Origin of the sequence: Pantoea anthophila, assembly GCF_006494375.1 — a bacterium.
In the GTDB taxonomy this organism is placed as follows: Bacteria; Pseudomonadota; Gammaproteobacteria; order Enterobacterales; family Enterobacteriaceae; genus Pantoea; species Pantoea anthophila.
In genome coordinates, this window is the sequence record NZ_VHIZ01000062.1 from 1 (window position 1) to 26682 (window position 26682).

The 26682-nt window shown below is 54.9% G+C and carries 22 protein-coding genes and 1 riboswitch; of the genes, 16 read left to right on the top strand and 6 right to left on the bottom strand.

The genetic code is table 11. From position 1 onward, the window contains the following. From tuf to rpoC, 9 genes are all read left to right on the top strand, one after another. Positions 1 to 849, top strand: an 849-nt coding sequence (gene tuf / locus FJW00_RS20270; protein WP_140925506.1) for an elongation factor Tu, incomplete at its 5' end; no start/stop codon positions are given. A gap of 229 nt (positions 850 to 1078) precedes the next feature. Further along, on the top strand, positions 1079 to 1462 hold the full coding sequence (secE, locus tag FJW00_RS20280; RefSeq protein ID WP_008927141.1) for a preprotein translocase subunit SecE: 384 nt from the start codon (positions 1079 to 1081) through the stop codon (positions 1460 to 1462). 1 nt (position 1463) lies between these two features. Beyond that, positions 1464 to 2009 carry a transcription termination/antitermination protein NusG gene (gene nusG, locus FJW00_RS20285; protein ID WP_003848088.1) on the top strand — a complete coding sequence of 182 codons (546 nt, stop codon included), beginning with the start codon at positions 1464 to 1466 and terminating at the stop codon, positions 2007 to 2009. Between the two features lie 148 nt (positions 2010 to 2157). Next, complete coding sequence (rplK, locus tag FJW00_RS20290) at positions 2158 to 2586, top strand: 50S ribosomal protein L11 (protein WP_006121495.1); 429 nt, start codon at positions 2158 to 2160, stop codon at positions 2584 to 2586. A 3-nt stretch (positions 2587 to 2589) separates the two neighbouring features. Next, on the top strand, positions 2590 to 3294 hold the full coding sequence (rplA, locus tag FJW00_RS20295; protein ID WP_009092662.1) for a 50S ribosomal protein L1: 705 nt from the start codon (positions 2590 to 2592) through the stop codon (positions 3292 to 3294). Positions 3295 to 3660: 366 nt separating this feature from the next. Continuing rightward, positions 3661 to 4158: a 50S ribosomal protein L10 gene (gene rplJ / locus FJW00_RS20300; RefSeq protein ID WP_003848098.1), complete on the top strand. Its 498-nt coding sequence runs from the start codon at positions 3661 to 3663 to the stop codon at positions 4156 to 4158. 65 nt (positions 4159 to 4223) lie between these two features. Beyond that, positions 4224 to 4586, top strand: a complete 363-nt coding sequence (rplL, locus tag FJW00_RS20305) for a 50S ribosomal protein L7/L12 (RefSeq protein WP_009092660.1) — start codon at positions 4224 to 4226, stop codon at positions 4584 to 4586. A 329-nt stretch (positions 4587 to 4915) separates the two neighbouring features. Then, complete coding sequence (gene rpoB / locus FJW00_RS20310; protein ID WP_046100987.1) at positions 4916 to 8944, top strand: DNA-directed RNA polymerase subunit beta; 4029 nt, start codon at positions 4916 to 4918, stop codon at positions 8942 to 8944. A gap of 129 nt (positions 8945 to 9073) precedes the next feature. Then, positions 9074 to 13297 carry a DNA-directed RNA polymerase subunit beta' gene (rpoC, locus tag FJW00_RS20315; RefSeq protein WP_140925507.1) on the top strand — a complete coding sequence of 1408 codons (4224 nt, stop codon included), beginning with the start codon at positions 9074 to 9076 and terminating at the stop codon, positions 13295 to 13297. 55 nt (positions 13298 to 13352) lie between these two features. Here the strand turns inward: rpoC and FJW00_RS20320 are convergent, their stop codons facing one another. Further along, positions 13353 to 13535 (bottom strand): DUF1127 domain-containing protein, encoded by a 183-nt coding sequence (locus FJW00_RS20320; protein ID WP_046100988.1) that lies wholly within the window; start codon positions 13533 to 13535, stop codon positions 13353 to 13355. Positions 13536 to 13709: 174 nt separating this feature from the next. Between FJW00_RS20320 and FJW00_RS20325 the strand changes: the two genes are divergently transcribed. Further along, positions 13710 to 15164, top strand: a complete 1455-nt coding sequence (locus FJW00_RS20325) for an aminotransferase-like domain-containing protein (protein WP_140925508.1) — start codon at positions 13710 to 13712, stop codon at positions 15162 to 15164. A 193-nt stretch (positions 15165 to 15357) separates the two neighbouring features. Here FJW00_RS20325 and thiE read toward each other — a convergent pair whose 3' ends face one another. From thiE to rsd, 3 genes are all read right to left on the bottom strand, one after another. Continuing rightward, the gene (gene thiE / locus FJW00_RS20330; protein ID WP_140925509.1) at positions 15358 to 15984 is read right to left on the bottom strand and encodes a thiamine phosphate synthase; all 627 of its coding nucleotides are present in this window, start codon (positions 15982 to 15984) and stop codon (positions 15358 to 15360) included. A 2-nt stretch (positions 15985 to 15986) separates the two neighbouring features. Continuing rightward, entirely contained in the window at positions 15987 to 17909 is a 1923-nt protein-coding gene (gene thiC, locus FJW00_RS20335) for a phosphomethylpyrimidine synthase ThiC (RefSeq protein WP_140925510.1), read from the bottom strand. Between the two features lie 87 nt (positions 17910 to 17996). After that, positions 17997 to 18097, bottom strand: a riboswitch (TPP riboswitch). A 153-nt stretch (positions 18098 to 18250) separates the two neighbouring features. Then, positions 18251 to 18757: a sigma D regulator gene (gene rsd / locus FJW00_RS20340; protein ID WP_140925511.1), complete on the bottom strand. Its 507-nt coding sequence runs from the start codon at positions 18755 to 18757 to the stop codon at positions 18251 to 18253. An 89-nt stretch (positions 18758 to 18846) separates the two neighbouring features. On the opposite strand from rsd, the gene nudC reads away from it, so the two are divergent. The 6 genes from nudC (at position 18847) to FJW00_RS20370 (ending at position 23243) form a co-directional block, all read left to right on the top strand. Beyond that, complete coding sequence (nudC, locus tag FJW00_RS20345) at positions 18847 to 19617, top strand: NAD(+) diphosphatase (RefSeq protein ID WP_009092651.1); 771 nt, start codon at positions 18847 to 18849, stop codon at positions 19615 to 19617. A 40-nt stretch (positions 19618 to 19657) separates the two neighbouring features. Continuing rightward, positions 19658 to 20725 (top strand): uroporphyrinogen decarboxylase, encoded by a 1068-nt coding sequence (hemE, locus tag FJW00_RS20350; RefSeq protein WP_009092650.1) that lies wholly within the window; start codon positions 19658 to 19660, stop codon positions 20723 to 20725. 2 nt (positions 20726 to 20727) lie between these two features. Then, positions 20728 to 21396, top strand: a complete 669-nt coding sequence (gene nfi, locus FJW00_RS20355) for a deoxyribonuclease V (protein ID WP_009092649.1) — start codon at positions 20728 to 20730, stop codon at positions 21394 to 21396. A gap of 63 nt (positions 21397 to 21459) precedes the next feature. Then, complete coding sequence (locus FJW00_RS20360; protein ID WP_009092648.1) at positions 21460 to 22050, top strand: YjaG family protein; 591 nt, start codon at positions 21460 to 21462, stop codon at positions 22048 to 22050. Between the two features lie 188 nt (positions 22051 to 22238). After that, on the top strand, positions 22239 to 22511 hold the full coding sequence (gene hupA / locus FJW00_RS20365) for a nucleoid-associated protein HU-alpha (protein ID WP_003850136.1): 273 nt from the start codon (positions 22239 to 22241) through the stop codon (positions 22509 to 22511). Between the two features lie 69 nt (positions 22512 to 22580). Beyond that, positions 22581 to 23243, top strand: a complete 663-nt coding sequence (locus FJW00_RS20370) for a DUF1481 domain-containing protein (RefSeq protein ID WP_009092647.1) — start codon at positions 22581 to 22583, stop codon at positions 23241 to 23243. Positions 23244 to 23275: 32 nt separating this feature from the next. Here FJW00_RS20370 and purD read toward each other — a convergent pair whose 3' ends face one another. Both purD and purH read right to left on the bottom strand, forming a co-directional pair. After that, positions 23276 to 24556, bottom strand: coding sequence for a phosphoribosylamine--glycine ligase (gene purD / locus FJW00_RS20375; RefSeq protein WP_009092646.1), 1281 nt, complete (start codon positions 24554 to 24556; stop codon positions 23276 to 23278). Positions 24557 to 24575: 19 nt separating this feature from the next. Beyond that, positions 24576 to 26165, bottom strand: a complete 1590-nt coding sequence (gene purH / locus FJW00_RS20380) for a bifunctional phosphoribosylaminoimidazolecarboxamide formyltransferase/IMP cyclohydrolase (RefSeq protein ID WP_046100994.1) — start codon at positions 26163 to 26165, stop codon at positions 24576 to 24578. Positions 26166 to 26682 lie beyond the last annotated feature (517 nt).

Consider the following 26682-nt stretch of genomic DNA (forward strand, 5'->3'; position numbering starts at 1 on the left):
ATGCCACAGACCCGTGAGCACATCCTGCTGGGTCGTCAGGTTGGCGTTCCTTACATCATCGTGTTCCTGAACAAGTGTGACATGGTTGATGATGAAGAGCTGCTGGAACTGGTTGAGATGGAAGTGCGTGACCTGCTGTCAGCCTATGACTTCCCAGGCGACGACACTCCAATCGTTCGTGGTTCTGCTCTGAAAGCGCTGGAAGGCGACGCTGAGTGGGAAGCGAAAATCATCGAGCTGGCTGAGCACCTGGACAACTACATCCCAGAGCCACAGCGTGCGATCGACATGCCGTTCCTGCTGCCAATCGAAGACGTATTCTCAATCTCTGGCCGTGGTACCGTTGTTACCGGTCGTGTTGAGCGCGGTATCGTTAAAGTCGGCGACGAAGTTGAAATCGTAGGTATCAAAGATACTGCGAAATCAACCTGTACCGGTGTTGAGATGTTCCGTAAGCTGCTGGACCAGGGTCAGGCAGGCGAAAACTGTGGTGTTCTGCTGCGCGGTATCAAGCGTGAAGACATCCAGCGTGGTCAGGTTCTGGCTAAGCCAGGCACCATCAAGCCACACACCCAGTTCGAGTCAGAAGTTTACGTTCTGTCTAAAGACGAAGGTGGCCGCCATACTCCGTTCTTCAAGGGCTACCGTCCACAGTTCTACTTCCGTACCACTGACGTGACCGGTTCAGTAGAGCTGCCAGAAGGCGTTGAAATGGTAATGCCAGGCGACAACATCAAAATGGTTGTTACCCTGATCCACCCAATCGCAATGGACGAAGGTCTGCGCTTCGCAATCCGCGAAGGTGGCCGTACCGTTGGCGCGGGTGTTGTTGCTAAAGTTATCGCATAATTACCGATAACGTTTGACGCAATGCACACGGAAAGGGCATCATTTGATGCCCTTTTTGCACGCTGTTTCATAGAACCTGGCTCATCAGTGATTTTCGATCATAATCATTGCTGAGACAGGCTCTGTCATGCGGCGTTGGATACCGAGTTACGCCCCAAAAGCTCATTCGGTTTGGACGCCTCGCACTGCGGGGCAGAATAGTTTCTGAATTATTGTGGCAGGTTGGTTTATGAGTGCGAATACCGAAGCTCAAGGGAGCGGGCGTGGCCTGGAAGCGGTAAAGTGGGTAGTAGTCGTATTACTGCTGCTTGCAGCGATTGTAGGTAACTACCTCTATCGTGATGTGTCACTGCCACTGCGTGCGTTAGCCGTAGTTGTACTGATCGCAGCGGCTGGCGGCATTGCGCTTTTAACGACCAAAGGCAAAGCGACCGTGGCTTTTGCTCGTGAAGCAAGAACAGAAATGCGTAAGGTTATCTGGCCAACCCGCCAGGAAACGCTGCACACCACGTTAATCGTTGCCGCGGTTACCGCCGTGATGTCACTGATTTTGTGGGGGCTGGATGGTATTCTGGTCCGTCTGGTATCGTTTATCACTGGCCTGAGGTTCTGAGATGTCTGAAGCTCCAAAGAAACGCTGGTACGTCGTACAGGCGTTTTCCGGTTTTGAAGGCCGCGTAGCACAGTCGCTGCGCGAGCATATCAAATTGCACAACATGGAAGAGCTGTTTGGTGACGTCATGGTTCCGACTGAAGAAGTCGTTGAAATTCGTGGTGGCCAGCGTCGTAAGAGCGAGCGCAAGTTTTTCCCGGGATATGTACTGGTTCAGATGGTGATGAATGACGCCAGCTGGCACCTCGTGCGCAGCGTCCCGCGCGTGATGGGTTTCATCGGCGGCACATCTGACCGTCCGGCACCTATCAGCGATAAAGAAGTTGATGCGATCATGAACCGTCTGCAGCAGGTCGGCGACAAGCCTCGTCCGAAAACGCTGTTTGAACCAGGCGAAATGGTTCGCGTTAACGACGGTCCGTTTGCTGACTTTAACGGTGTGGTTGAGGATGTGGATTACGAGAAGAGCCGCCTGACGGTTTCTGTCTCCATCTTCGGACGTGCAACACCGGTTGAACTCGACTTCGGTCAGGTGGAGAAAGGTTAACCTCTTTCCGCTCACAATTTAGCTGTTGCAGCAGGCGCGAAATTTAACTACAATTTCGCGCCTTTTGTTTTTATGCGCTGGCAACGGCGTATAAATCGTTATCACGGGGAGCCTTTTAAAGGCGCTATAACCCAATTGAGGAAATATCATGGCTAAGAAAGTCCAAGCCTACGTCAAGCTGCAGGTTGCAGCTGGTATGGCGAACCCAAGTCCACCGGTTGGTCCAGCTCTGGGTCAGCAGGGTGTTAACATCATGGAATTCTGCAAAGCGTTCAACGCGAAGACCGAGTCTCTGGAAAAAGGTCTGCCGACTCCTGTTGTTATCACTGTATACAGCGACCGTTCATTTACCTTTATCACCAAAACTCCTCCGGCTGCCGTACTGCTGAAAAAAGCAGCGGGCATCAAGTCTGGTTCTGGTAAGCCGAACAAAGATAAAGTCGGTAAAGTGACCCGTGCTCAGGTACGTGAAATCGCAGAAACCAAAGCTGCGGACATGACTGGTTCTGACGTTGAAGCGATGACTCGCTCAATCGAAGGTACTGCTCGTTCCATGGGCCTGGTAGTAGAGGACTAAGAAATGGCTAAGCTGACCAAGCGCATGACCGTAATTCGCGACAAAGTTGACGCGACCAAGCAGTATGACATTGCTGAAGCTGTTGCTCTGCTGAAAGAACTGGCGACTGCCAAGTTCGTTGAAAGCGTTGACGTTGCTGTCAACCTCGGCATCGATGCACGTAAATCTGATCAGAACGTACGCGGCGCGACCGTTCTGCCACACGGTACTGGTCGTTCAGTACGTGTTGCTGTCTTCACCCAGGGCGCAAACGCTGAAGCGGCAAAAGCTGCTGGCGCAGAGCTGGTTGGTATGGAAGACCTGGCTGAGCAGATCAAGAAAGGCGAAATGAATTTTGACGTTGTTATTGCTTCTCCGGATGCAATGCGCGTTGTTGGCCAGCTGGGCCAGATTCTGGGTCCACGCGGCCTGATGCCAAACCCGAAAGTCGGTACTGTGACCCCTAACGTTGCTGAAGCGGTTAAGAACGCTAAAGCAGGTCAGGTTCGTTATCGTAACGACAAAAACGGCATCATCCACACTACCATCGGTAAAGTGGACTTTGACGCTGACAAACTGAAAGAAAACCTGGAATCTCTGCTGGTTGCGCTGAAAAAAGCGAAACCATCTCAGGCGAAAGGCGTGTACATCAAGAAAGTCAGCCTTTCAACCACCATGGGCGCCGGCGTTGCCGTTGACCAGGCTGGTCTGAACGCAACAGCAAACTAATTGCTGCTTGAAACGGGCGAAAAATTCACCTAGAATCTTACGCCCGTTGTTCTGTTATTAGCAGAACAGGACACCAGAGAGTCAGATGCGACAGCGGCGTTTAACGCCTTTCCCTCTGATTCTGCTGCGTCACACAGAATTTAGGTTGGAGCCAGGCCTTATCCTGGCCTCCGTCCAAGACCGCAGGAGCTGTCTATCTCCGGATAGTCCGCTTAATACCCTGCGTAGACGGTGACAGAACCAAAAGAATTTTTTCTTAGCTGGATTCTGCTCACCGTGTTCGAGCGCTTATTTCCCCTTTTGGGTGAGTAAGTGAAGTGAGTTCCGGGGAAATCCTTTCCCGGTCAAATCCAGGAGCAAAAGCTAATGGCATTAAATCTTCAAGACAAACAAGCAATTGTTGCTGAAGTCAGCGAAGTAGCCAAAGGTGCGCTTTCAGCGGTTGTTGCGGATTCCCGTGGCGTTACCGTTGATAAAATGACCGAACTGCGTAAAGCAGGTCGTGAAGCTGGCGTTTACATGCGTGTTGTTCGTAACACCCTGCTGCGCCGCGTCGTTGAAGGAACTCAGTTTGAGTGCCTGAAAGACACGTTTGTTGGTCCGACCCTGATTGCATATTCTATGGAACACCCGGGCGCTGCTGCTCGTCTGTTCAAAGATTTCGCGAAAGCGAATGCAAAATTTGAGGTCAAAGCTGCAGCCTTTGAAGGTGAGCTGATCACGGCGGCCAATATTGACCGTCTGGCAACTCTGCCGACCTACGAAGAAGCACTGGCACGTCTGATGTCGACCATGAAAGAAGCCGCTGCCGGCAAACTGGTCCGCACTCTGGCTGCTGTACGCGATGCAAAAGAAGCGGCCTAAGGCCCTTTTCTTTTCTTCGTACCTGCTTACGTATAAACTTTTTCTGATTCTTAGGAACAATTGTCATGTCTATCACTAAAGACCAAATTCTGGAAGCTGTTGCAGCGATGTCCGTAATGGAAGTTGTTGAGCTGGTTTCTGCTATGGAAGAAAAATTCGGCGTTTCTGCTGCTGCTGCTGTAGCTGTTGCTGCGGGCCCGGCTGAAGCTGTTGAAGAAAAAACTGAATTCGACGTCGTACTGAAAGCTGTTGGCGCGAACAAAGTAGCAGTTATCAAAGCCGTACGTACTGCAACTGGTCTGGGCCTGAAAGAAGCCAAAGACCTGGTTGAAGCAACTGGCGTAATCAAAGAAGGCATCAGCAAAGATGACGCAGCTGCACTTGAAGCTGCTCTGAAAGAAGCTGGCGCTGAAGTTGAAGTTAAGTAAGACAACCTTCGGGTTGCAGTCTGAGTAGTTTCAGACTGATGGCTGGTGACTTTTTGGTCACCAGCCTTTTTGCGCTACAGGGTCTCAATGGGGTTTCACACTGTTTGTCCATTGCTACTCTTCAATATCTTTCTCTATCGACGACTTAATATACCGCTTTCCTGTGCGGGTTCCCTGCCTTCACAAAAGCGATGAAATGATTTAAGCGTGATAGAAAGAGGTATTGCACTGCTGCCGCGCAGCCAGTGAATCAAACAAAATCGTGTTGCATGAACTGTCCTGTCAGGACGGACAGCGTGGGTCGACTTGTCAGCTAGCTGAGGAACCCTATGGTTTACTCCTATACCGAGAAAAAACGTATTCGTAAGGATTTTGGTAAACGTCCACAAGTACTGGACATACCTTATCTCCTTTCCATCCAGCTCGACTCGTTCCAGAAGTTTATCGAGCAAGATCCAGAAGGTCAGTACGGGCTGGAAGCTGCATTCCGCTCTGTATTCCCTATTGCGAGCTACAGCGGCAACTCTGAGTTGCAGTATGTGAGCTATCGCCTGGGCGAACCTGTCTTTGACGTGAAAGAGTGTCAGATCCGTGGCGTGACCTATTCGGCACCGCTGCGCGTGAAACTGCGTCTGGTGATCTATGAGCGCGAAGCGCCAGAAGGCACTGTAAAAGACATTAAAGAACAAGAAGTCTACATGGGCGAAATTCCGCTCATGACCGACAACGGTACCTTTGTTATTAACGGTACCGAGCGCGTTATCGTTTCTCAGCTGCACCGTAGTCCTGGCGTGTTCTTTGATAGCGATAAGGGTAAAACCCACTCTTCGGGTAAAGTGCTTTATAACGCACGTATCATCCCTTACCGCGGTTCATGGCTCGACTTTGAGTTTGACCCGAAAGATAACCTGTTTGTCCGTATTGACCGTCGTCGTAAGCTGCCGGCCACTATCATCCTGCGTGCATTGCAGTTCACAACACCTCAGATCCTCGATCTCTTCTTCGAGAAAGTGGTGTTTGAAATTCGCGACAACAAGCTGCAGATGGAGCTGGTGCCTGAGCGCCTGCGCGGTGAAACCGCGACCTTCGATATCGAAGCGAACGGCACCGTCTACGTCGAAAAAGGTCGCCGCATTACTGCGCGTCATATTCGCCAGCTGGAAAAAGATGGCATTCAGCACATCGAAGTTCCGGTTGAATATATCGCGGGCAAAGTGGTTGCTAAAGACTACATCGATGAGAGCACCGGTGAGCTGATTGTTGCAGCGAACATGGAGCTGTCACTGGATCTGCTGGCCAAACTGAGCCAGTCGGGTCACAAACGCATCGAAACGCTGTTCACCAACGATCTGGACCACGGTCCATATATGTCTGAGACCCTGCGTGTTGACCCAACCAGCGATCGCCTGAGCGCACTGGTTGAGATCTACCGCATGATGCGTCCTGGTGAGCCGCCAACGCGTGAAGCTGCAGAGAACCTGTTCGAGAACCTGTTCTTCTCTGAAGATCGTTACGATCTCTCTGCCGTCGGCCGCATGAAGTTCAACCGTTCACTGCTGCGTGATGAAATCGAAGGTTCAGGTATCCTGAGCAAAGAAGACATCATTGAAGTGATGAAAAAACTGATCGACATCCGTAACGGTAAAGGCGAAGTGGACGATATCGACCACCTCGGCAACCGTCGTATTCGTTCAGTCGGTGAAATGGCTGAGAACCAGTTCCGTGTCGGCCTGGTGCGTGTTGAGCGTGCGGTTAAAGAGCGTCTCTCTCTGGGCGACCTCGATACGCTGATGCCACAGGACATGATCAACGCGAAGCCGATTTCGGCTGCGGTGAAAGAGTTCTTCGGTTCAAGCCAGCTTTCACAGTTTATGGATCAGAACAACCCGCTGTCAGAGATTACGCACAAACGTCGTATCTCTGCACTTGGCCCGGGTGGTTTGACGCGTGAGCGTGCCGGCTTCGAAGTGCGTGACGTACACCCAACGCACTACGGTCGTGTCTGCCCAATCGAAACCCCTGAAGGTCCGAACATCGGTCTGATCAACTCCTTGTCTGTTTATGCACAGACCAATGAGTATGGTTTCCTTGAGACGCCTTATCGTCGTGTTATCGACGGTCTGGTTTCTGACGAGATCCACTACCTCTCTGCTATTGAAGAGGGTAACTACGTTATCGCTCAGGCGAACGCCCCGCTCGATGAAAACGGCGCGTTTGTTGATGACCTGGTCACCTGCCGTAGCAAAGGCGAATCGAGTCTGTTCAGCCGCGATCAGGTTGACTACATGGACGTTTCCACCCAGCAGGTGGTTTCTGTCGGTGCATCCCTGATCCCGTTCCTGGAACACGATGACGCCAACCGTGCTCTGATGGGTGCGAACATGCAACGTCAGGCCGTTCCGACTCTGCGTGCAGATAAGCCGCTGGTTGGTACCGGTATGGAACGTGCTGTTGCCGTTGACTCCGGTGTTACTGCCGTCGCCAAACGTGGTGGTACCGTTCAGTATGTTGATGCATCACGTATCGTTATCAAAGTTAACGAAGATGAGATGTACGCGGGCGAAGCCGGTATCGACATCTATAACCTGACCAAATATACCCGTTCAAACCAGAACACCTGCATCAACCAGATGCCATGTGTCTCTCTGGGTGAGCCGGTTGAGCGCGGAGACGTGCTGGCAGATGGCCCGTCCACTGATCTGGGTGAACTGGCACTGGGCCAGAACATGCGTGTCGCGTTCATGCCGTGGAACGGTTACAACTTCGAAGACTCCATCCTGGTCTCCGAGCGTGTGGTTCAGGAAGATCGCTTTACCACCATCCACATCCAGGAACTGGCTTGCGTGTCGCGTGACACCAAACTGGGGCCGGAAGAGATTACCGCTGATATCCCGAACGTGGGTGAAGCTGCACTCTCTAAACTGGATGAGTCAGGCATCGTCTACATCGGTGCTGAAGTGACCGGTGGTGACATTCTGGTTGGTAAGGTTACCCCGAAAGGTGAAACCCAGCTGACGCCAGAAGAGAAGCTGCTGCGTGCGATCTTCGGTGAAAAAGCCTCTGACGTAAAAGATTCATCACTGCGCGTGCCGAATGGCGTGTCAGGTACCGTGATCGACGTTCAGGTCTTTACCCGCGATGGCGTGGAAAAAGACAAGCGTGCGCTCGAAATCGAAGAGATGCAGCTGAAGCAGGCTAAGAAAGACCTGTCTGAAGAGCTGCAGATCCTGGAAGCGGGCCTGTTCAGCCGTATCCAGAGCGTCCTGATCGCAGGTGGCGTTGAAGCAGACAAGCTGGACAAGCTGCCGCGCGAGCGCTGGCTGGAGCTGGGTCTGACTGATGAAGCCAGACAAAACCAGCTGGAGCAGCTGGCAGAGCAGTACGACGAACTGAAGCACGAGTTTGAGAAAAAACTCGAAGGCAAGCGCCGTAAGATCACCCAGGGCGACGATCTGGCACCGGGCGTGCTGAAAATCGTTAAGGTTTATCTGGCCGTTAAACGTCAGATCCAGCCTGGTGATAAGATGGCAGGTCGTCACGGTAACAAAGGTGTTATCTCTAAGATCAACCCAATCGAAGACATGCCTTACGATGAGAACGGTACGCCGGTCGACATCGTACTGAACCCGCTGGGCGTACCATCGCGTATGAACATCGGTCAGATCCTTGAGACACACCTGGGGATGGCAGCGAAGGGCATTGGTGAGAAAATCAACGCCATGCTGAAGAAGCAGGAAGAAGTCGCGAAACTGCGCGAATTCATCCAGCGTGCCTATGACCTGGGAAGCGACCTGCGTCAGAAAGTTGACCTGAACACCTTCTCCGACGACGAAGTGCTGCGCCTGGCAGAGAACCTGAAAAAAGGTATGCCAATCGCAACGCCGGTGTTTGATGGCGCGAAAGAGAGCGAAATCAAAGAGCTGTTACAGCTCGGCGGTCTGCCTTCTTCCGGTCAGATTACCCTGTTTGACGGCCGCACCGGTGAACAGTTCGAACGTCAGGTAACCGTTGGCTACATGTACATGCTGAAACTTAACCACCTGGTTGATGACAAGATGCATGCACGTTCTACCGGTTCCTACAGCCTGGTTACTCAGCAGCCGCTGGGTGGTAAGGCGCAGTTCGGTGGTCAGCGCTTTGGTGAGATGGAAGTATGGGCACTGGAAGCATACGGTGCCGCGTATACCCTGCAGGAAATGCTTACCGTTAAGTCTGATGACGTCAACGGCCGTACCAAGATGTATAAAAACATCGTTGACGGCAACCATCAGATGGAACCGGGCATGCCGGAATCCTTCAACGTACTGTTGAAAGAGATTCGCTCGCTGGGTATCAACATCGAGCTGGAAGACGAGTAACCCCCATTTCAGGCTGTGGTTCGCCGCCGCCTGAAAGCGCAGGGTTTAAGCGCTCGCAATTGTACTGGTTACGGGGCGTTCAATTTCGGTTGGACGCCCCCTGAGTCTCACTCCGACGGGAGCTAATCCGTGAAAGACTTACTTAAGTTTCTGAAAGCGCAAACTAAGACCGAAGAGTTTGATGCGATCAAAATTGCGCTGGCTTCGCCAGACATGATCCGTTCCTGGTCTTTTGGTGAAGTGAAAAAGCCAGAAACCATTAACTACCGTACTTTTAAGCCAGAGCGCGATGGTCTGTTCTGTGCCCGTATCTTCGGGCCGGTAAAAGACTATGAGTGCCTGTGCGGTAAGTACAAGCGTCTGAAACACCGTGGTGTGATTTGTGAGAAGTGCGGCGTTGAAGTGACCCAGACTAAAGTACGCCGTGAGCGTATGGGCCACATCGAACTGGCGTCGCCGACTGCGCACATCTGGTTCCTGAAGTCACTGCCATCGCGTATCGGCTTGCTGCTGGATATGCCACTGCGTGACATCGAGCGCGTGCTCTACTTTGAATCTTACGTGGTAATCGAAGGTGGCATGACCAACCTCGAGAAGCGTCAGATCCTGACTGAAGAGCAGTACCTTGACGCACTGGAAGAGTTCGGTGACGAGTTCGACGCCAAAATGGGCGCCGAAGCGATCCAGGCCCTGTTGAAAAACATGGATCTGGACCAGGAGTGCGAGCAGCTGCGTGAAGAGCTGAACGAAACCAACTCTGAAACCAAGCGTAAAAAGCTGACCAAGCGTATCAAGCTGCTGGAAGCGTTCGTTCAGTCTGGTAACAAGCCAGAGTGGATGATCCTGACCGTGCTGCCTGTTCTGCCACCGGATCTGCGTCCGCTGGTTCCGCTGGATGGCGGACGTTTTGCTACGTCAGATCTGAACGATCTTTATCGTCGCGTGATCAACCGTAACAACCGTCTGAAGCGCCTGCTGGATCTGGCTGCGCCAGATATCATCGTGCGCAACGAAAAGCGTATGCTGCAGGAAGCGGTCGATGCACTGCTGGACAACGGTCGTCGCGGTCGTGCGATCACCGGTTCCAACAAGCGTCCGCTGAAATCGCTGGCTGACATGATCAAAGGTAAGCAGGGTCGTTTCCGTCAGAACCTGCTGGGTAAACGTGTCGACTACTCCGGTCGTTCGGTTATCACCGTAGGTCCATACCTGCGTCTGCATCAGTGCGGTCTGCCGAAGAAAATGGCACTGGAACTGTTCAAACCGTTTATTTACGGCAAGCTGGAACTGCGTGGCCTGGCCACCACCATCAAAGCCGCGAAGAAAATGGTTGAGCGCGAAGAAGCGGTTGTCTGGGATATCCTCGACGAAGTGATCCGTGAGCACCCGGTTCTGCTGAACCGTGCGCCTACGCTGCACCGTCTGGGTATTCAGGCCTTTGAACCGGTTCTGATCGAAGGTAAAGCTATCCAGCTGCACCCGCTGGTTTGTGCGGCGTATAACGCCGACTTCGATGGTGACCAGATGGCTGTTCACGTTCCGCTGACGCTGGAAGCCCAGCTGGAAGCGCGTGCGCTGATGATGTCTACCAACAACATCCTGTCACCTGCGAACGGCGAGCCAATCATCGTTCCTTCTCAGGACGTTGTACTGGGTCTGTACTACATGACCCGTGACTGTGTTAACGCCAAAGGCGAAGGCATGGTACTGACTGGCCCGAAAGAAGCTGAGCGTATTTATCGCGCTGGCCTGGCCTCACTGCACGCTCGCGTTAAGGTGCGTATCACCGAACACGAGAAAAATGAGCAGGATGAGTGGGTTGCTAAAACCAGCCTGATCGACACCACGATTGGCCGTGCCATCCTGTGGATGATCGTGCCGAAAGGTCTGCCTTACTCCATCGTCAACCAGGCGCTGGGTAAAAAAGCGATCTCCAAAATGCTGAACACCTGTTACCGCATTCTGGGGCTGAAGCCGACCGTTATCTTTGCTGACCAGACCATGTACACCGGTTTCGCCTACGCAGCCCGTTCAGGCGCGTCAGTCGGTATCGACGACATGGTTATTCCAGAGAAGAAAGTGGAAATCATCACCGAAGCGGAAGCGGAAGTGGCTGAGATCCAGGAACAGTTCCAGTCTGGTCTGGTTACCGCGGGTGAACGTTATAACAAAGTCATCGATATCTGGGCCGCAGCCAACGAACGTGTTGCCAAGGCGATGATGGAAAACCTCTCTACTGAAACCGTGATTAACCGTGACGGCGAAGAAGAGAAACAGGTTTCCTTTAACAGCATCTTTATGATGGCCGACTCCGGTGCGCGTGGTTCTGCTGCACAGATTCGTCAGCTGGCCGGTATGCGTGGTCTGATGGCGAAGCCAGATGGCTCCATCATCGAGACACCGATTACCGCGAACTTCCGTGAAGGTCTGAACGTACTCCAGTACTTCATCTCAACCCACGGTGCGCGTAAAGGTCTTGCGGATACCGCACTGAAAACCGCGAACTCCGGTTATCTGACGCGTCGTCTGGTTGACGTTGCCCAGGATCTGGTTGTGACCGAAGATGACTGTGGTACGCACGAAGGCATCATGATGACCCCGGTCATCGAAGGTGGCGACGTGAAAGAGCCACTGCGCGAACGCGTTCTGGGTCGTGTGACCGCGGAAGACGTTCTGAAGCCGGGCTCGGCTGACATTCTGGTTCCACGTAACACCCTGCTCGATGAGCACTGGTGTGACGTGCTGGAACTGAACTCAGTCGACAGCCTGAAGGTGCGTTCGGTCGTAGGTTGTGAAACTGACTTTGGTGTGTGTGCGCATTGCTACGGTCGCGACCTGGCACGTGGTCACATCATCAACAAAGGTGAAGCGATCGGTGTTATCGCGGCACAGTCCATCGGTGAGCCGGGTACACAGCTGACGATGCGTACGTTCCACATCGGTGGTGCGGCATCACGTGCGGCTGCTGAATCCAGCATTCAGGTGAAGAACAAAGGTACCATCAAGCTGACCAACGCCAAGTCGGTAACGAACTCGGCAGGTAAGCTGGTGATCACCTCGCGTAACGTCGAACTGAAAATGATCGATGAATTTGGTCGTACCAAAGAGAGCTATAAAGTTCCTTACGGTTCTACCATGGCGAAAGGTGATGGTGAGCAGGTTGCAGCGGGCGAAACCGTAGCAAACTGGGATCCGCATACCATGCCAGTTATCACCGAAGTGGGCGGTTTCATTCGCTTCACCGACATGATTGACGGCCAGACCATTACCCGTCAGACAGATGACCTGACCGGTCTTTCTTCGCTGGTGGTGCTGGACAGTGCTGAACGTACGTCAGGCGGTAAAGATCTGCGTCCTGCGCTGAAAATTGTTGATGCCAGCGGCAACGACGTTCTGATCCCAGGCACTGATATGCCTGCTCAGTACTTCCTGCCAGGTAAAGCGATTGTTCAGCTGGAAGATGGCGTTAAGATCAGTGCCGGTGACACGCTGGCGCGTGTTCCGCAGGAATCTGGCGGTACCAAGGATATTACCGGTGGTCTGCCACGCGTTGCTGACCTGTTCGAAGCGCGTCGTCCGAAAGAGCCGGCTATCCTGGCTGAGATCAGCGGTATCATCTCCTTCGGTAAAGAGACCAAAGGTAAACGTCGTCTGGTCATCACGCCGCTGGATGGCAGTGAGCCATACGAAGAGATGATTCCGAAATGGCGTCAGCTGAACGTGTTCGAAGGTGAACGTGTTGAGCGCGGTGACGTGGTTTCCGATGGCCCAGAGTCTCCACATGACATCCTGCGCTTGCGTGGCGTGCATGCGGTGACCCGTTACATCACTAACGAAGTGCAGGAAGTTTATCGTCTGCAGGGCGTTAAGATTAACGATAAGCACATCGAAGTCATCGTTCGTCAGATGCTGCGTAAAGCGACCATCGTGAGCGCAGGAAGCACCGACTTCCTGGAAGGTGAGCAGGCTGAATTCTCTCGCATCAAGATCTCTAACCGTGATCAGGAAGCGAACGGAAAAGTTGGCGCAACCTTCGTACGTGACCTGCTGGGTATTACCAAAGCGTCACTGGCAACCGAATCGTTCATCTCTGCCGCATCGTTCCAGGAAACGACCCGTGTCCTGACCGAAGCAGCAGTAGCAGGCAAGCGTGATGAACTGCGCGGCCTGAAAGAGAACGTCATCGTGGGTCGTCTGATCCCGGCCGGTACCGGTTATGCATACCATCAGGATCGTATGCGCCGTAAAGCGGCGGGTGAAGTTCCGGCTGCACCGCAGGTGACTGCGGATGAAGCCTCAGCCAGCCTGGCTGAACTGCTGAACGCCGGCCTCGGCGGCAGCAAAGACGATTAATCGTCCTTCACCTGATAAAAACCCTGCTTCGGCAGGGTTTTTTTTTGTCTCTGATTCAGCCATTCCAGTCATTGCGGCCGATGCCGATATCTTTCAGCTGACTGTCACTCAGTCTCGACAGAATAGCGCGCGTTTCGCGCCGCAGCTGCCAGCGTCTGAAGCTGCGCCACAGATAACGGAGCAGAAGGTAAGGCGTAACGGCAAAAGGCTTAGCGGCGCGATTTTCATCATATCCCATGATAGTTTCCTCAATGATTGGCCTGAGCACTATTTTCCGGGGATACACCTGTATGATACAGACTCAAAAATCACCTTTTATTAACATACAGATTGAAGAGATCGCGATCTGAATGGTAAAAAAGAAGCCAGACTGTACTGGTCGCGCATCATCACGCTGGCAGGAGAGGATACAATGACCCGCTATGAACATCTGGCCACGTTGCTGGCACAGCGTATCGAACAGGGCTTGTTTCGCAGCGGGGAGCGTCTGCCCTCTGTGCGCAGCCTGAGTGCGGAACATGGGGTGAGTATCAGCACGGTGCAGCAGGCTTATCGCCTGCTGGAAGAGAAGCAGATGATTATCCCGCAGTCGCGCTCCGGCTATTTTGTGGCGTCGCACAAAGCCACGCCGCCGGTACCTGCGCTGACCCGTCCCGTGCAGCGGCCTGTTGAGGTGACGCAGTGGGACGCGGTGCTGGAGCTGCTCAACAGCCGGCTGGAAGATGACGTACTGCAACTGGGCAGCGGCATGCCCGATCTGACCCAGCCGACCCTGAAGCCGCTGTGGAAAGCCTTCAGCCGTCAGGCTCAGAAGCAGGAGGCTGGCCTGCTGAATTATGACACCCTCTATGGCGTTCTCGCGCTGCGGAAACAGGTTGCCCGGCTGGCGATCGATAGCGGCTGTCAGCTTACCGCCGATGATATTGTTATCACGACCGGCTGCCATGAAGCCTTATCGGTAGCCGTGCGGGCGGTCTGTGAACCGGGCGATATCATCGCCGTCGAGTCGCCCTCTTTTCACGGTATCATGCAAACCCTGCGTGGCTTTGGCATCCGGGCCATTGAGATTCCGACCGATGCGATAACCGGCATCAGTCTTGAGGCGCTGGAACTGGCTTTTGACCAGTGGCCCATTAAAGCGGTCATCGTTGTTCCGAACTGCAATAATCCGCTCGGCTTTATCATGCCTGAGGCACGCAAGCGGGCGTTACTGGCGCTGGCGCAGCGTTTTGATGCGGCCATCATCGAAGATGACGTTTATGGTGAGTTAGCCTGGGAATATCCCCGTCCGCCCGCCATTAAGGCGCTCGATATGGATGGCCGGGTTCTGCTCTGCAGCTCCTTTTCAAAAACGCTGGCGCCTGGTCTGCGGGTTGGCTGGGTGGCACCTGGCCGTTATCGCGACCGCGTGCTGCACATGAAATATATCGTCACAGGCTCTACGGCTACGCAGCCTCAGCATGCCGTTTCCGAGTTTATCCGCCAGGGGCATTATCAGCCTCATCTGCGCCGGATGCGGCAGATCTATCACCGCAACTATGAAACTTTCAGTTGCTGGGTGCGCCACTACTTTCCCTGCGGTATCTGCGTCTCTCGTCCTCAGGGCGGTTTTATGATGTGGATAGAACTTCCTGAAGCGTTTGATGCCGTCCGGCTTAACCGCGAACTGCGCGAGTCAAAAATCCAGATTGCCGTCGGCTCACTCTTTTCAGCATCGGGGAAATATCGCAACTGTCTGCGTCTGAACTTTGCGCTGCCCATTACCGACCAGACGGAACAGGCGCTGGCACGGCTGGGTACGGCCGTGGAACGCGCCATGCTCTCCTGTCAGCATGAGACGCCTGCTTCCGCTCCCGATGTCGCTTAAATCGAAGAGGAAGCAGGGCCGGCAAGAGGAGGGAACCGGCCCTGGTCAGATAACCTTCACCTGACGACGGCCACGTTAAAGTACCGGTTCAGGAGGTGCCACCCTCAGCCTCTGCTTCTGCGCGCCGCTTTCCCGGAAAGTGGTGGACGTTACCGCATTTGCCGCCAGGATGCGGGACAGGTTCCGGAAATCGCTATTCGTGAGGCTCTGCCAGCGCCAGCAGGGTGCGCGTGGCTTCACGCCAGTCATCTGCCTGGGTTATCGCACTTACCACAGCAATGCTGCCCACGCCAGTTGCCAGGACTTCCGGTGCCCGGGCAATCGAGATACCGCCAATCGCCACGGTGGGGATGTGCGTCAGGCGTGCCAGGTGCCGCTTCAGTTGTTCCACGCCCTGAGGCGCAGAAGGCATCGCTTTGGTCTGCGTCGGGAAGATATGTCCCAGCGCAATGTAAGAGGGCTGGATCGCCAGGGCACGATCCAGCTCGGTATCATCATGGGTGGAGATCCCGAGCCGCAATCCTGCCTGGCGAATCCGGGCGAGATCGGCAACATCCAGATCTTCCTGACCCAGATGCACACCATAGGCGTCATGTCTGATCGCCAGCTCCCAGTAATCATTGATAAACAGGCGCGCATCGTAGCGTTTGCCCAGCGCTATCGCCTGAGCAATCGCGGGTTCGGCAATCTCATCAGGCTGATCTTTGATGCGCAGCTGCAACGTGCGCACGCCCGCCGTCAGCAGGCGTTCAATCCAGGCGGGGCTGTCAACCACCGGATAGAGCCCCAGGCGCGGGGCGGTAGCAGGAAAGGCAGACATGGTTACTCCTCCTCAATAACATCGGCAGAGTGATAAAGCTCACCCCCGCGGTTGCGGAAATGCTCTGACATCCGGGCCATGCCCACTTCCACCGGTTCAGCGCGGCTATCCTGGCGTGCCGCAAACTCGCGCACCTCCTGAGAAATCTTCATTGAGCAGAATTTAGGGCCGCACATTGAACAGAAATGGGCCACTTTGCCTGACTCCTGCGGCAGGGTTTCATCATGCATGGCGCGGGCGGTGTGAGGGTCCAAAGCCAGGTTGAACTGATCTTCCCAGCGGAATTCAAAGCGCGCTTTGGACATGGCGTTATCGCGGATCTGCGCGGCGGGATGGCCTTTAGCCAGGTCGGCAGCATGTGCCGCGATTTTGTAGGTGATCAGCCCCTGTTTGACATCCTCTTTGTTCGGCAGCCCCAGATGCTCTTTAGGTGTGACGTAACAGAGCATGGCGCAGCCAAACCAGCCAATCATGGCGGCCCCGATTCCGGAGGTAAAGTGGTCATAGCCCGGTGCGATGTCGGTGGTCAGCGGGCCGAGGGTGTAGAAGGGGGCCTCATCGCACAGGTCGAGCTGTTCGGTCATGTTGCGGCGGATCATATGCATCGGCACATGGCCCGGCCCTTCAATCATCACCTGCACATCATATTCCCAGGCAATACGGGTCAGTTCGCCCAGGGTACGCAGCTCAGCGAACTGCGCTTCATCGTTCGCATCCTGAATCGAACCCGGCCGCAGACCATCGCCCAGCGACAGCGATACATCGTAAGCGGCGCAGATTTCACAAATCTCCCGGAAATGCTGATAAAGGAAGTTCTCCTGATGATGCGACAGGCACCATTTCGCCATGATCGATCCGCCGCGCGACACGATCCCGGTCAGCCGCTTCGCCGTCATCGGGACATAACGCAGCAGGACGCCAGCGTGTATCGTGAAGTAATCCACCCCCTGTTCCGCCTGCTCAAGCAGCGTGTCGCGGAAAACGTCCCAGTTCAGCGCCTCGGCCACGCCGTTCACTTTTTCCAGCGCCTGATAGATCGGCACTGTGCCGATGGGGACCGGGCTGTTCCGCAGAATCCACTCGCGCGTTTCATGAATATAGCGGCCGGTAGAGAGATCCATCACCGTATCGGCCCCCCAGCGCGTCGACCAGACCAGTTTTTCCACCTCCTCTTCGATGGAGGAGGTGACCGCCGAGTTACCGATATTGGCATTCACCTTAACCAGAAAGTTACGGCCGATGATCATCGGCTCCGATTCCGGGTGATTGATATTGGCAGGGATGATGGCCCGTCCGGCTGCCACCTCCTGCCGCACAAACTCCGGTGTGATGCTGGCTGGCAGATGCGCGCCAAAACTGTGGCCCGGATGCTGTTGCAGCAGCACTTCACTGCGAATCCGCTCACGGCCCATATTTTCCCGCAGCGCAATAAACTCCATTTCCGGGGTGATGATCCCCTGGCGGGCATAATGCAGCTGGGTGACGCGGCGGCCTGCACAGGCCCGGCGTGGCGTCGGTAGGTGATCGAAGCGCAGATGGTCCAGCCCCTCATCAGCCAGCCGTTGCTGGGTGTAGCCGGAACTGTTTTGTGGCAGGTATTCGCTGTCATCGCGTTCCGTTATCCAGCGGGCGCGCAGTTTTTCCAGGCCGCGATGAACATCGATCTGTGCCGCGGGATCGCCATAGGCACCTGCCGTGTCGTAAACCGGCACCGCTTCGTTTGGCTCATAGGTCGGCTGCGCTTTGCTGCCACCGGTGTGGGTCGGACTTAGTGTGATCTCGCGCATCGGAACGCGAATATCGTCACGGCTGCCGGTTATCCAGATGCGGCGGGACTGGGGGAATGCACTGCCGCTTTGCAGCGAATCGATAAATTCCTGCGCCTGGGCACGCTGTTCACGACGGGTCATTTTTGGGTCAGACATAGCAATCTTCCTGTTCAGGGGGAACGATGCTTGTCCGGAGTTCGGAAGGAGTAGCGGTATCGGCAGCATAAGAATGCTGGCCTACCGTAAAAATTTACTCTTGTTCCCTTCGCAGGTTCTAACCTGATCAGGTTCCGCGGATCCCGAATTAACGGTCTCAGCCCGGCTGGGCACTCCGACAAGAAGCGCTTTTTACGCACCAATCTGACCGGCAGATCGGGCGTAAAAATCGTGTTTTTCACAGCAAAAAACAAAAAATGTTCGTCGGCGTAGTGGCCTCGGAACCTCTTCAGCATAAAAGGGCGAGTGGATAATCTCAACCCTTTTGGTGGTGATACCGGTTAAGCGGGACGGGCAATCTGACTGTCATTGGCAACCGGCGGGGTAACCAGCTGATTATCCCATGCCAGCTGGATCAGCTTATCTTCCAGCGTGAAGCGCGACTCCAGCACTTCGCCCACTTCTGAAAGCGCCTGCTGGAAAGTCATGCAGTTTTCATCGTCTATCGCCTGTTGCAGGTGACCATCATAGAGCTGCATCAGCCGCTCGGTGTTGGCTTCCAGTGGCGGATAGATCTGCGCAGCCGCAATCATCGGGCTGTCACCGTTCATTTCACTGATAACACGTTCATAGATACTGAAGTGACCGGCCGAAAGATAATCGACCAGGCTGTGACAGAAGTTGTCCAGCGCCTGCTCATCGAGACGGGTCAGGGCTTCTTTGTTGGGCTTCAGGCCGACCAGATGATAATAGGTCACCAGCAGCTGGCGACGGGCTTCGAGCCAGGAATCGACCAGCTCATTACTGCCACCTACGCGTTCAGCCAGGACGTTTAACTGGTTAAGCATATCTGACTCCATGTGAGTTATAGTTGTTTATCAACACACTTAACATCAGGGCTTCAGCGTACGATTTGACGCTAAGGATGACGAAATAAATGCAATGCGAAATCTCAAGCGTAGACGCTGGATGGTGGATTGTCAGCCATGAACAGAAACTTTGGTTGCCACAAGGTGATTTACCCCACGGAAACGCCGAAAATTTTGGTCTGACTGGCAGTAAAGCACGCCTTATCGGAGAGTGGCAGGGCGAAAATGTCTGGCTGATTTGTGCGTCACGCTCTGCCGATATGTTCTCCGTGCGGCAGTTGATCGATCAGGATGTCGGACTGTTTCAGCTGGCGGGGCGGGGTGTGCAGCTGGCGGAGTTTTACCGCTCTCATCGCTGGTGCGGCTACTGCGGCCATGAAATGCATCACAGCAGGCATGAATTTGCCTGCCTGTGCAGTCATTGCCGTGAGCGTTACTATCCGCAAATCGCCCCCTGCATTATCGTGGCCATCCGTCGTGGTGATGAAATCCTGCTGGCAAATCATGCCCGCCATCGCAACAAGGTCTATACCGTGCTGGCCGGCTTTGTGGAGGTCGGTGAGACGCTGGAGCAGGCCGTTGCCCGCGAAGTGATGGAGGAGAGCAACATCCGCGTCAAAAACGTGCGCTATGTGACCTCTCAGCCGTGGCCCTTTCCGCAATCCCTGATGACCGCCTTCATGGCGGAGTATGACAGCGGCGATCTGCAGCATGATGGCAAAGAGTTGCTGGATGCGGCCTGGTTCCGTTTTGATGACCTTCCCCTGCTGCCTCCACCCGGCACCGTGGCACGCCGCCTGATTGAAGATACCGTCGCCCTGTGCCGCGCTGAAGTGTGAAAGTGCTACACTACACGCCTGTTATTGAGAGAGTGTTGAGATGAGTGAACTGAAGAACGATCGTTATTTGCGTGCCCTGTTACGTCAGCCGGTGGATGTCACGCCGGTATGGATGATGCGACAAGCCGGGCGCTATTTGCCGGAGTACAAAGCGACACGCGCCCAGGCGGGTGATTTTATGTCGCTGTGTAAAAACGCCGAGCTGGCCTGTGAAGTCACCCTGCAGCCGCTGCGTCGTTTTCCGCTGGATGCCGCCATCCTCTTCAGTGACATCCTGACGATTCCGGATGCGATGGGACTGGGACTCTATTTTGAAACCGGCGAAGGCCCGCGTTTCTCAAACCCTGTAACCTGCCGCGCTGACGTTGATCGTTTGCCGGTGCCCGATCCGGAGATGGAGCTGGGCTATGTGATGAACGCGGTTCGCACCATCCGCCGCAATCTGAATGGCGAGGTGCCACTGATCGGCTTCTCCGGCAGTCCATGGACGCTGGCCACCTACATGGTGGAAGGCGGCAGCAGCAAAGCGTTTACCCGAATCAAAAAGATGATGTATGCCGAGCCTGCTACGCTGCATGCGATGCTGGATAAGCTGGCTGACAGCGTCATTCTCTATCTCAATGCGCAGATTCGCGCAGGTGCCCAGTCGGTGATGGTCTTCGATACCTGGGGCGGCGTGCTGACCGGCCGTGACTACCGCGAATTCTCCCTTCACTACATGCACAAAATTGTTGATGGCCTGCTGCGTGAAAATGATGGCCGCCGCGTGCCGGTGACCCTGTTCACCAAAGGCGGTGGACAGTGGCTGGAAGCGATGGCCGCCACCGGCTGTGATGCGCTGGGTCTCGACTGGACCACCGACATTGACGATGCGCGCCGTCGCGTGGGCGATAAAGTTGCGCTGCAGGGCAATATGGACCCCTCTATGCTCTATGCGGCACCTGAGCGTATTGAGCAGGAAGTGGCCGGTATTCTGGAGCGCTTTGGTTCCGGCACCGGCCATGTCTTTAATCTGGGGCACGGCATTCATCTGGATGTGCCACCGGAAAATGCCGGTGTCTTTGTTGATGCTGTGCATCGTTTATCACGTCCCTGGCATCAGGAGTAATCATGGATATTGCCGCACTTCGCGCTGAGCAGTTACAACGCGCCGCTGACGTGGTGCGTGACGATGATTTTGATGTGTTACCGCCTCGCTATATCGGCGGGGCCGACGTAGGTTTTGAGCAGGAAGGCACGATCACACGCGCAGCGATGGTAATCCTGGAGTACCCATCGCTTCGGCTGGTGGAGCATCGCATCGCGCGTATTGAGACGACGATGCCCTATATCCCGGGCTTTCTCTCCTTCCGGGAATATCCGGCCCTGATGGCCGCCTGGGAGATGCTGGAGCAGAAGCCGGACCTGCTGTTTGTGGATGGACACGGAATTTCGCATCCCAGACGGCTCGGCGTTGCCTCGCATTTTGGTCTGCTGGTGGATGTGCCTACTATCGGGGTCGCGAAAAGCCGGCTGTGTGGTCGTTTTGCCGATCTGGATGCGCAACCGGGCAGCCGCCAGCCGCTGATCGACAAAGGTGAGCAGATTGGCTGGGTATGGCGCAGCAAGCAACGCTGCAACCCACTGTTCGTCGCCACCGGCCACCGTGTCAGCCTGGATACTGCGCTGCAGTGGGTCGAAAACTGTACGCGCGGTTACCGTTTGCCGGAACCCACCCGCTGGGCCGATGCAGTGGCGTCGAACCGTTCCGCTTTCCAGCGCTGGCAAAACGCGCTTTAACACTGTTTGTGCTGCGCTTTTGCAGTTACACTGCGGCCAGCGAAACGAATAAGAGCCACCTTTATGTTACAAAATCCCGTTCATCTGCGTCTGGCGAAGCTGGAAAGCTGGCAGCATCTGACGTTTATGGCCTGCCTGTGCGAGCGTATGTACCCCAACTATCGCGCATTCTGCGAGCAGACTGAATTTGCCGATCCGGCACTCTATCGCCGCATCCTTGATCTGATCTGGGAAAACCTGACGGTCAAAGATGCGAAGATTAACTTCGACAGCCAGCTGGAAAAGCTCGAGGCTGCCATTCCCGATGGCGATGCGTTTGAGGTCTATGGCGTCTATCCGGCTATCGATGCCTGCGTGGCCCTGAGCGAAGTGTTACATGCCCAGCTGAGTGGTGAAACGCTGGAGCATGCGATTGAAGTCAGCAGGACATCCATTACGACGGTTGCCATGCTGGAAATGACACAGGCTGGACGCGAAATGACCGATGAGGAGCTGCGTGAAAACCCGGCTATCATCGATGAGTGGGACCTCCAGTGGGAGATTTTCCGCCTGCTGGCGGAGTGTGAAGAGCGCGACCTTGAATTGATTAAAGGTCTGCGATCTGACCTGCGTGAAGCGGGAATAAGTAACATCGGTATAAATTTCCAGCAGTAAGGCGATAAAACGTGACTTCAGGCCCGAATTAGCGCGCCTGGAGGCTTCACATTGGCCCCCTCTCTGGTCTACATTTGGGGGGCTGAAAATTGTGGCTATCGGTGCGTGCAGGCAGAAGAGTGCCAGAATATGGCTTTTCCCTCGCACTCGTTGCTTAGCAAGCGATAAATACACTTTAAGGATAACTTATGAACAAGACTCAACTGATTGATGTGATCGCAGAAAAAGCTGACCTGTCTAAAACCCAGGCTAAGGCAGCGCTGGAATCTACTCTGGCTGCGATCACTGAGTCTCTGAAAGATGGTGATGCTGTACAACTGGTTGGTTTTGGTACTTTTAAAGTGAACCACCGCGCTGAGCGTACCGGTCGTAACCCGCAGACTGGCAAAGAGATCAAAATCGCTGCAGCAAACGTACCAGCATTCGTGTCTGGTAAAGCGCTGAAAGACGCCGTTAAGTAAGACGTCGCACTGCGGTTAAGCTTTAAAACAGGGGGCGTTTCGCCCCTTTTGTTTAAGAGGCCAGCCATCATGACCCCGCTGTTTCAGCGTTTAGCTGTTCTGTTTCTTTCCCTGTTTCTGTTTAGCTGCAGCTCTGTTCCGGATATTCCCCCCTTTTCTGCCAGTGGCTATCTTGCCGATCGTGGTGTTGTGCGCATCTGGCGTAAAAACAGCGATCACCAGTCTGTCCATATTCGTACGATCTACACGCCGTTCAGTGGCGGTGAGGGCGAGGTGACCGATTATGTCTGGCTGGAAGAGGCGCTGATCAGCGTTCAGCGCCAGGTAAAAGGGAAGCAGCCTGATGATGTCACCCTGCGCTTTGACCAGGCGGGCGGCCTCAACTTTATGCAGCGTCAGCTGTCAGACCGGCGTGAAGCCGTGAGTGCTGATGCGGTGGAACTCTATAAGTTTGACGCTCAGCGGATGCGTAACCTGAGTGATGCGCTGTTAAGCGGTCGGGTATTCCTGAGGCAGGGACACTGGCTGGGCAATAATCTGCTGGAGAGTTGTGAAGGTCAGCAGGTCAGACCCGCTTTTGATGCTGATGCCCTGCGGATACTGACACAGCAGCAGCGCAGCGCCCCGGCACCGCTGATGGTGTCATGGCTGGACGCGCCGGAAGGCATTCAGCTGTTGCGGATCAGTCAGCAGGATGAGTGCGCGCAGCAGCCGACAGAAGATGATATGTAAAAATAAAAAGGGGCACCCGGTGCCCCCTGAACTTATTTGCGATTAATGGCGCGATAGCCAATATCGCGGCGGCAGAAGCTGCCCTGCCACGAGATGGGCTGTGTCAGCGCATAAGCCCGCTTCTGTGCCGCAGCGACATCCTCACCCAGTGCGGTAACGCACAGCACGCGGCCACCGCTGGTCAGCACCCGATCCTCTTCCAGCCGGGTTCCGGCGTGAAAGACCTTGCCGTCCGCAACCTCTTCCAGTGGCAGACCGTGGATCTGGTCACCCTGACTGTAGTCACCCGGATAACCGCCCGCCGCCAGTACCACACCGAGCGCAGGACGCGGATCCCACTGCGACGTTTTCTGATCCAGTTTACCCTCGCAGGCAGCCAGGCAAAGATCGACCAGATCCGACTGCAGGCGCAGCATGATCGGCTGGGTTTCCGGATCGCCGAAGCGGCAGTTGAATTCGATTACTTTCGGCTGCCCGGTGCGATCGATCATCAGACCGGCGTAGAGAAAACCGGTGTAAACGTTGCCTTCAGCAGCCATGCCGCGCACCGTCGGCCAGATAACCTGATCCATGACGCGCTGGTGGATCTCATCGGTGACGACTGGAGCCGGGGAGTAGGCGCCCATTCCACCGGTGTTCGGACCGGTATCACCATCGCCTACGCGTTTATGATCCTGGCTGGTGGCCATTGGCAGCACATGCTCGCCGTCGACCATCACAATAAAGCTGGCTTCTTCGCCATCCAGAAACTCTTCGATCACAATGCGGTGCCCGGCGTCGCCAAAGGCATTACCGGCCAGCATATCCTGAACGGCTTCTTCTGCTTCCTGCAGCGTCATCGCCACAATGACGCCTTTACCGGCGGCCAGGCCGTCAGCTTTAATGACGATAGGCGCACCTTTCTCACGCAGATAAGCGAGAGCCGGCTCGACCTCGGTAAAGTTCTGGTATGCCGCGCTGGGGATCTGATGGCGCGCCAGGAAATCTTTGGTAAATGCTTTTGAGCCTTCCAGCTGTGCGGCAGCCTGAGTCGGGCCAAAAATAGTCAGCCCAGCCTGACGGAATGCATCCACCACGCCAATGACCAGCGGTGCTTCCGGTCCGACAATGGTCAGATCGATCTTCTCGCGCTGGGCAAAATCCAGCAGGGCAGGGATATCGGTCGCACTGATTGCGACATTCTGCAGCGCAGGCTCTAATGCCGTACCGGCGTTACCTGGCGCAACAAAGACGGTTTCTGCGAGCGGCGACTGTGCCGCTTTCCAGGCCAGCGCGTGTTCACGTCCGCCATTACCAATCACTAAAATTTTCATCTGTTACTCTCCGGAACGATTAATGACGGAAGTGGCGCATATCGGTAAAGATCATGGCAATGCCGTGCTCATCCGCCGCCGCAATCACCTCTTCATCGCGGATAGAGCCGCCAGGCTGAATCACACAGCTCACGCCCACCGCAGCGGCCGCATCAATACCGTCGCGGAAGGGGAAGAACGCATCTGACGCCATGGCAGAACCTTTCACTTCCAGTCCTTCATCGCCCGCTTTAATACCGGCAATTTTAGCGGAGTAGACGCGGCTCATCTGGCCGGCACCAATCCCGATCGTCATCCCGTCACGCGCATAGACAATGGCGTTGGATTTAACAAACTTCGCGACCTTCCAGCAGAAGAGGGCATCACGCAGCTCCTGCTCCGATGGCTGACGCTTGCTGACCACGCGCAGCTGGCTGGCATCGACCATACCGAGATCGCGATCCTGAACCAGCAGGCCTCCGTTGACGCGTTTGAAATCGAGCGCTGCCGTGCGGTTTTGCCACTGGCCGCAGATCAGGACACGGACATTCTGTTTCGTGGCGGTAATCTTCAGCGCGGCCTCGGAAACGGCGGGCGCGATGATCACCTCAACGAACTGGCGGCTGATAATGGCCTGTGCTGTCGCTTCATCCAGCTCGCGGTTGAAGGCGATGATGCCCCCGAACGCAGAGGTAGGGTCGGTCTGGTAAGCACGGTCATAGGCTGACAGCAGGTCGTCGCCGGTCGCAACGCCACAGGGGTTAGCATGTTTAACAATGACGCAGGCGGGGTCACTGAACTCTTTGACACACTCGAGTGCAGCATCCGTGTCAGCGATATTGTTATAGGAGAGCGCTTTGCCCTGAACCTGTTGCGCGGTGGCAACCGAGGCTTCAGCAACCTGCTCTTCTATATAGAAGGCCGCCTGCTGGTGGCTGTTTTCGCCGTAACGCATATCCTGCTTCTTGATGAAGTTCAGATTCAGGGTACGCGGGAAGCGACCTGCAGGCTGATTGCGTTCACCGTGATAGGCGGGCACCAGACTACCAAAGTAGTTCGCGATCATACCGTCGTAAGCGGCGGTGTGTTCAAACGCTTTGATCGCCAGATCGAAACGGGTGTCGAGCGTCAGGCCGTTCTGGTGGGCATCCATTTCAGCAATGATGGCGTCGTAGTCGCCGCTGCTGACCACGATGGCCACATCTTTGTGGTTCTTGGCGGCAGAGCGCACCATGGTCGGGCCGCCGATATCAATGTTTTCTACTGCGTCTTCCAGTGAGCATCCTTCACGGGCAACGGTCTGGGCAAAGGGATAGAGATTAACGACCACCATGTCGATAGGGCTGATGTCATGCTGCGCCATGATGGCATCATCCTGGCCGCGACGACCCAGAATGCCGCCATGCACTTTCGGATGCAGGGTTTTGACGCGTCCATCCATCATTTCCGGGAAACCGGTGTAATCAGAGACTTCTGTGACAGCCAGACCCGCATCCGCCAGCAGGCGAGCGGTTCCACCTGTGGAGAGCAGTTCGACACCGCGACTGGAGAGCGCCTGAGCAAATTCGAGGATGCCGGCTTTGTCAGAGACACTGAGCAAGGCGCGGCGTACAGGACGAGGTTGTTGCATGGTGGTTTATCCCTTGGCTTTGTTTCGCGTATAGAAGAGCGTTACATCAGGTTTTACAGCGGTTTTCTCTTCTATATAAGAAGGAAAGATCAAAAACCTCAGGTAACGCCCCTAAAAGGGGAGTCCGTCATATTGCCCGGCATTGTAGCGAAAACGTTTGCGTGATGCTCGCCTAAATTTGCCAGGCCCGGTGAATGTGGATAACGCTGTGTGTAACTGCGTATAACAGCGACTTTTGCTGTGGAATGCAGCGAACGCGCTTTTTTCTGCAATTTATGGGTTGCGCCTGTCTGACAACTCCCTATAATGCGCCTCCATCGACACGGCACAACGGCTTACGGAATGCGGTGTTGAGAGGTTCAGGAGACTGAGCCGCCGGAGAAAAACTTCTGAAAAAAGAGGTTGACTCTGAAGGAGGAAAGCGTAATATACGCCACCTCGCGACAGGACGCTAACGCACTGTTCGCGCTGCTCTTTAACAATTTATCAGACAATCTGTGTGGGCACTCGCAGGATT

Excerpts from the sequence above, each read along its gene's own strand:
- secE (WP_008927141.1), top strand. The coding sequence starts at position 1,079 with ATGAGTGCGAATACCGAAGCTCAAGGGAGCGGGCGTGGCCTGGAAGCG.
- rpoB (WP_046100987.1), top strand. The coding sequence starts at position 4,916 with ATGGTTTACTCCTATACCGAGAAAAAACGTATTCGTAAGGATTTTGGT.
- rplK (WP_006121495.1), top strand. The coding sequence starts at position 2,158 with ATGGCTAAGAAAGTCCAAGCCTACGTCAAGCTGCAGGTTGCAGCTGGT.
- thiE (WP_140925509.1), bottom strand. The coding sequence starts at position 15,984 with ATGTCTGCCTTTCCTGCTACCGCCCCGCGCCTGGGGCTCTATCCGGTG.
- hemE (WP_009092650.1), top strand. The coding sequence starts at position 19,658 with ATGAGTGAACTGAAGAACGATCGTTATTTGCGTGCCCTGTTACGTCAG.
- purD (WP_009092646.1), bottom strand. The coding sequence starts at position 24,556 with ATGAAAATTTTAGTGATTGGTAATGGCGGACGTGAACACGCGCTGGCC.
- FJW00_RS20320 (WP_046100988.1), bottom strand. The coding sequence starts at position 13,535 with ATGGGATATGATGAAAATCGCGCCGCTAAGCCTTTTGCCGTTACGCCT.
- nudC (WP_009092651.1), top strand. The coding sequence starts at position 18,847 with ATGCAATGCGAAATCTCAAGCGTAGACGCTGGATGGTGGATTGTCAGC.
- thiC (WP_140925510.1), bottom strand. The coding sequence starts at position 17,909 with ATGTCTGACCCAAAAATGACCCGTCGTGAACAGCGTGCCCAGGCGCAG.
- FJW00_RS20370 (WP_009092647.1), top strand. The coding sequence starts at position 22,581 with ATGACCCCGCTGTTTCAGCGTTTAGCTGTTCTGTTTCTTTCCCTGTTT.
- purH (WP_046100994.1), bottom strand. The coding sequence starts at position 26,165 with ATGCAACAACCTCGTCCTGTACGCCGCGCCTTGCTCAGTGTCTCTGAC.
- nusG (WP_003848088.1), top strand. The coding sequence starts at position 1,464 with ATGTCTGAAGCTCCAAAGAAACGCTGGTACGTCGTACAGGCGTTTTCC.
- rplA (WP_009092662.1), top strand. The coding sequence starts at position 2,590 with ATGGCTAAGCTGACCAAGCGCATGACCGTAATTCGCGACAAAGTTGAC.
- nfi (WP_009092649.1), top strand. The coding sequence starts at position 20,728 with ATGGATATTGCCGCACTTCGCGCTGAGCAGTTACAACGCGCCGCTGAC.
- FJW00_RS20360 (WP_009092648.1), top strand. The coding sequence starts at position 21,460 with ATGTTACAAAATCCCGTTCATCTGCGTCTGGCGAAGCTGGAAAGCTGG.
- FJW00_RS20325 (WP_140925508.1), top strand. The coding sequence starts at position 13,710 with ATGACCCGCTATGAACATCTGGCCACGTTGCTGGCACAGCGTATCGAA.
- rplL (WP_009092660.1), top strand. The coding sequence starts at position 4,224 with ATGTCTATCACTAAAGACCAAATTCTGGAAGCTGTTGCAGCGATGTCC.
- rsd (WP_140925511.1), bottom strand. The coding sequence starts at position 18,757 with ATGCTTAACCAGTTAAACGTCCTGGCTGAACGCGTAGGTGGCAGTAAT.
- hupA (WP_003850136.1), top strand. The coding sequence starts at position 22,239 with ATGAACAAGACTCAACTGATTGATGTGATCGCAGAAAAAGCTGACCTG.
- rplJ (WP_003848098.1), top strand. The coding sequence starts at position 3,661 with ATGGCATTAAATCTTCAAGACAAACAAGCAATTGTTGCTGAAGTCAGC.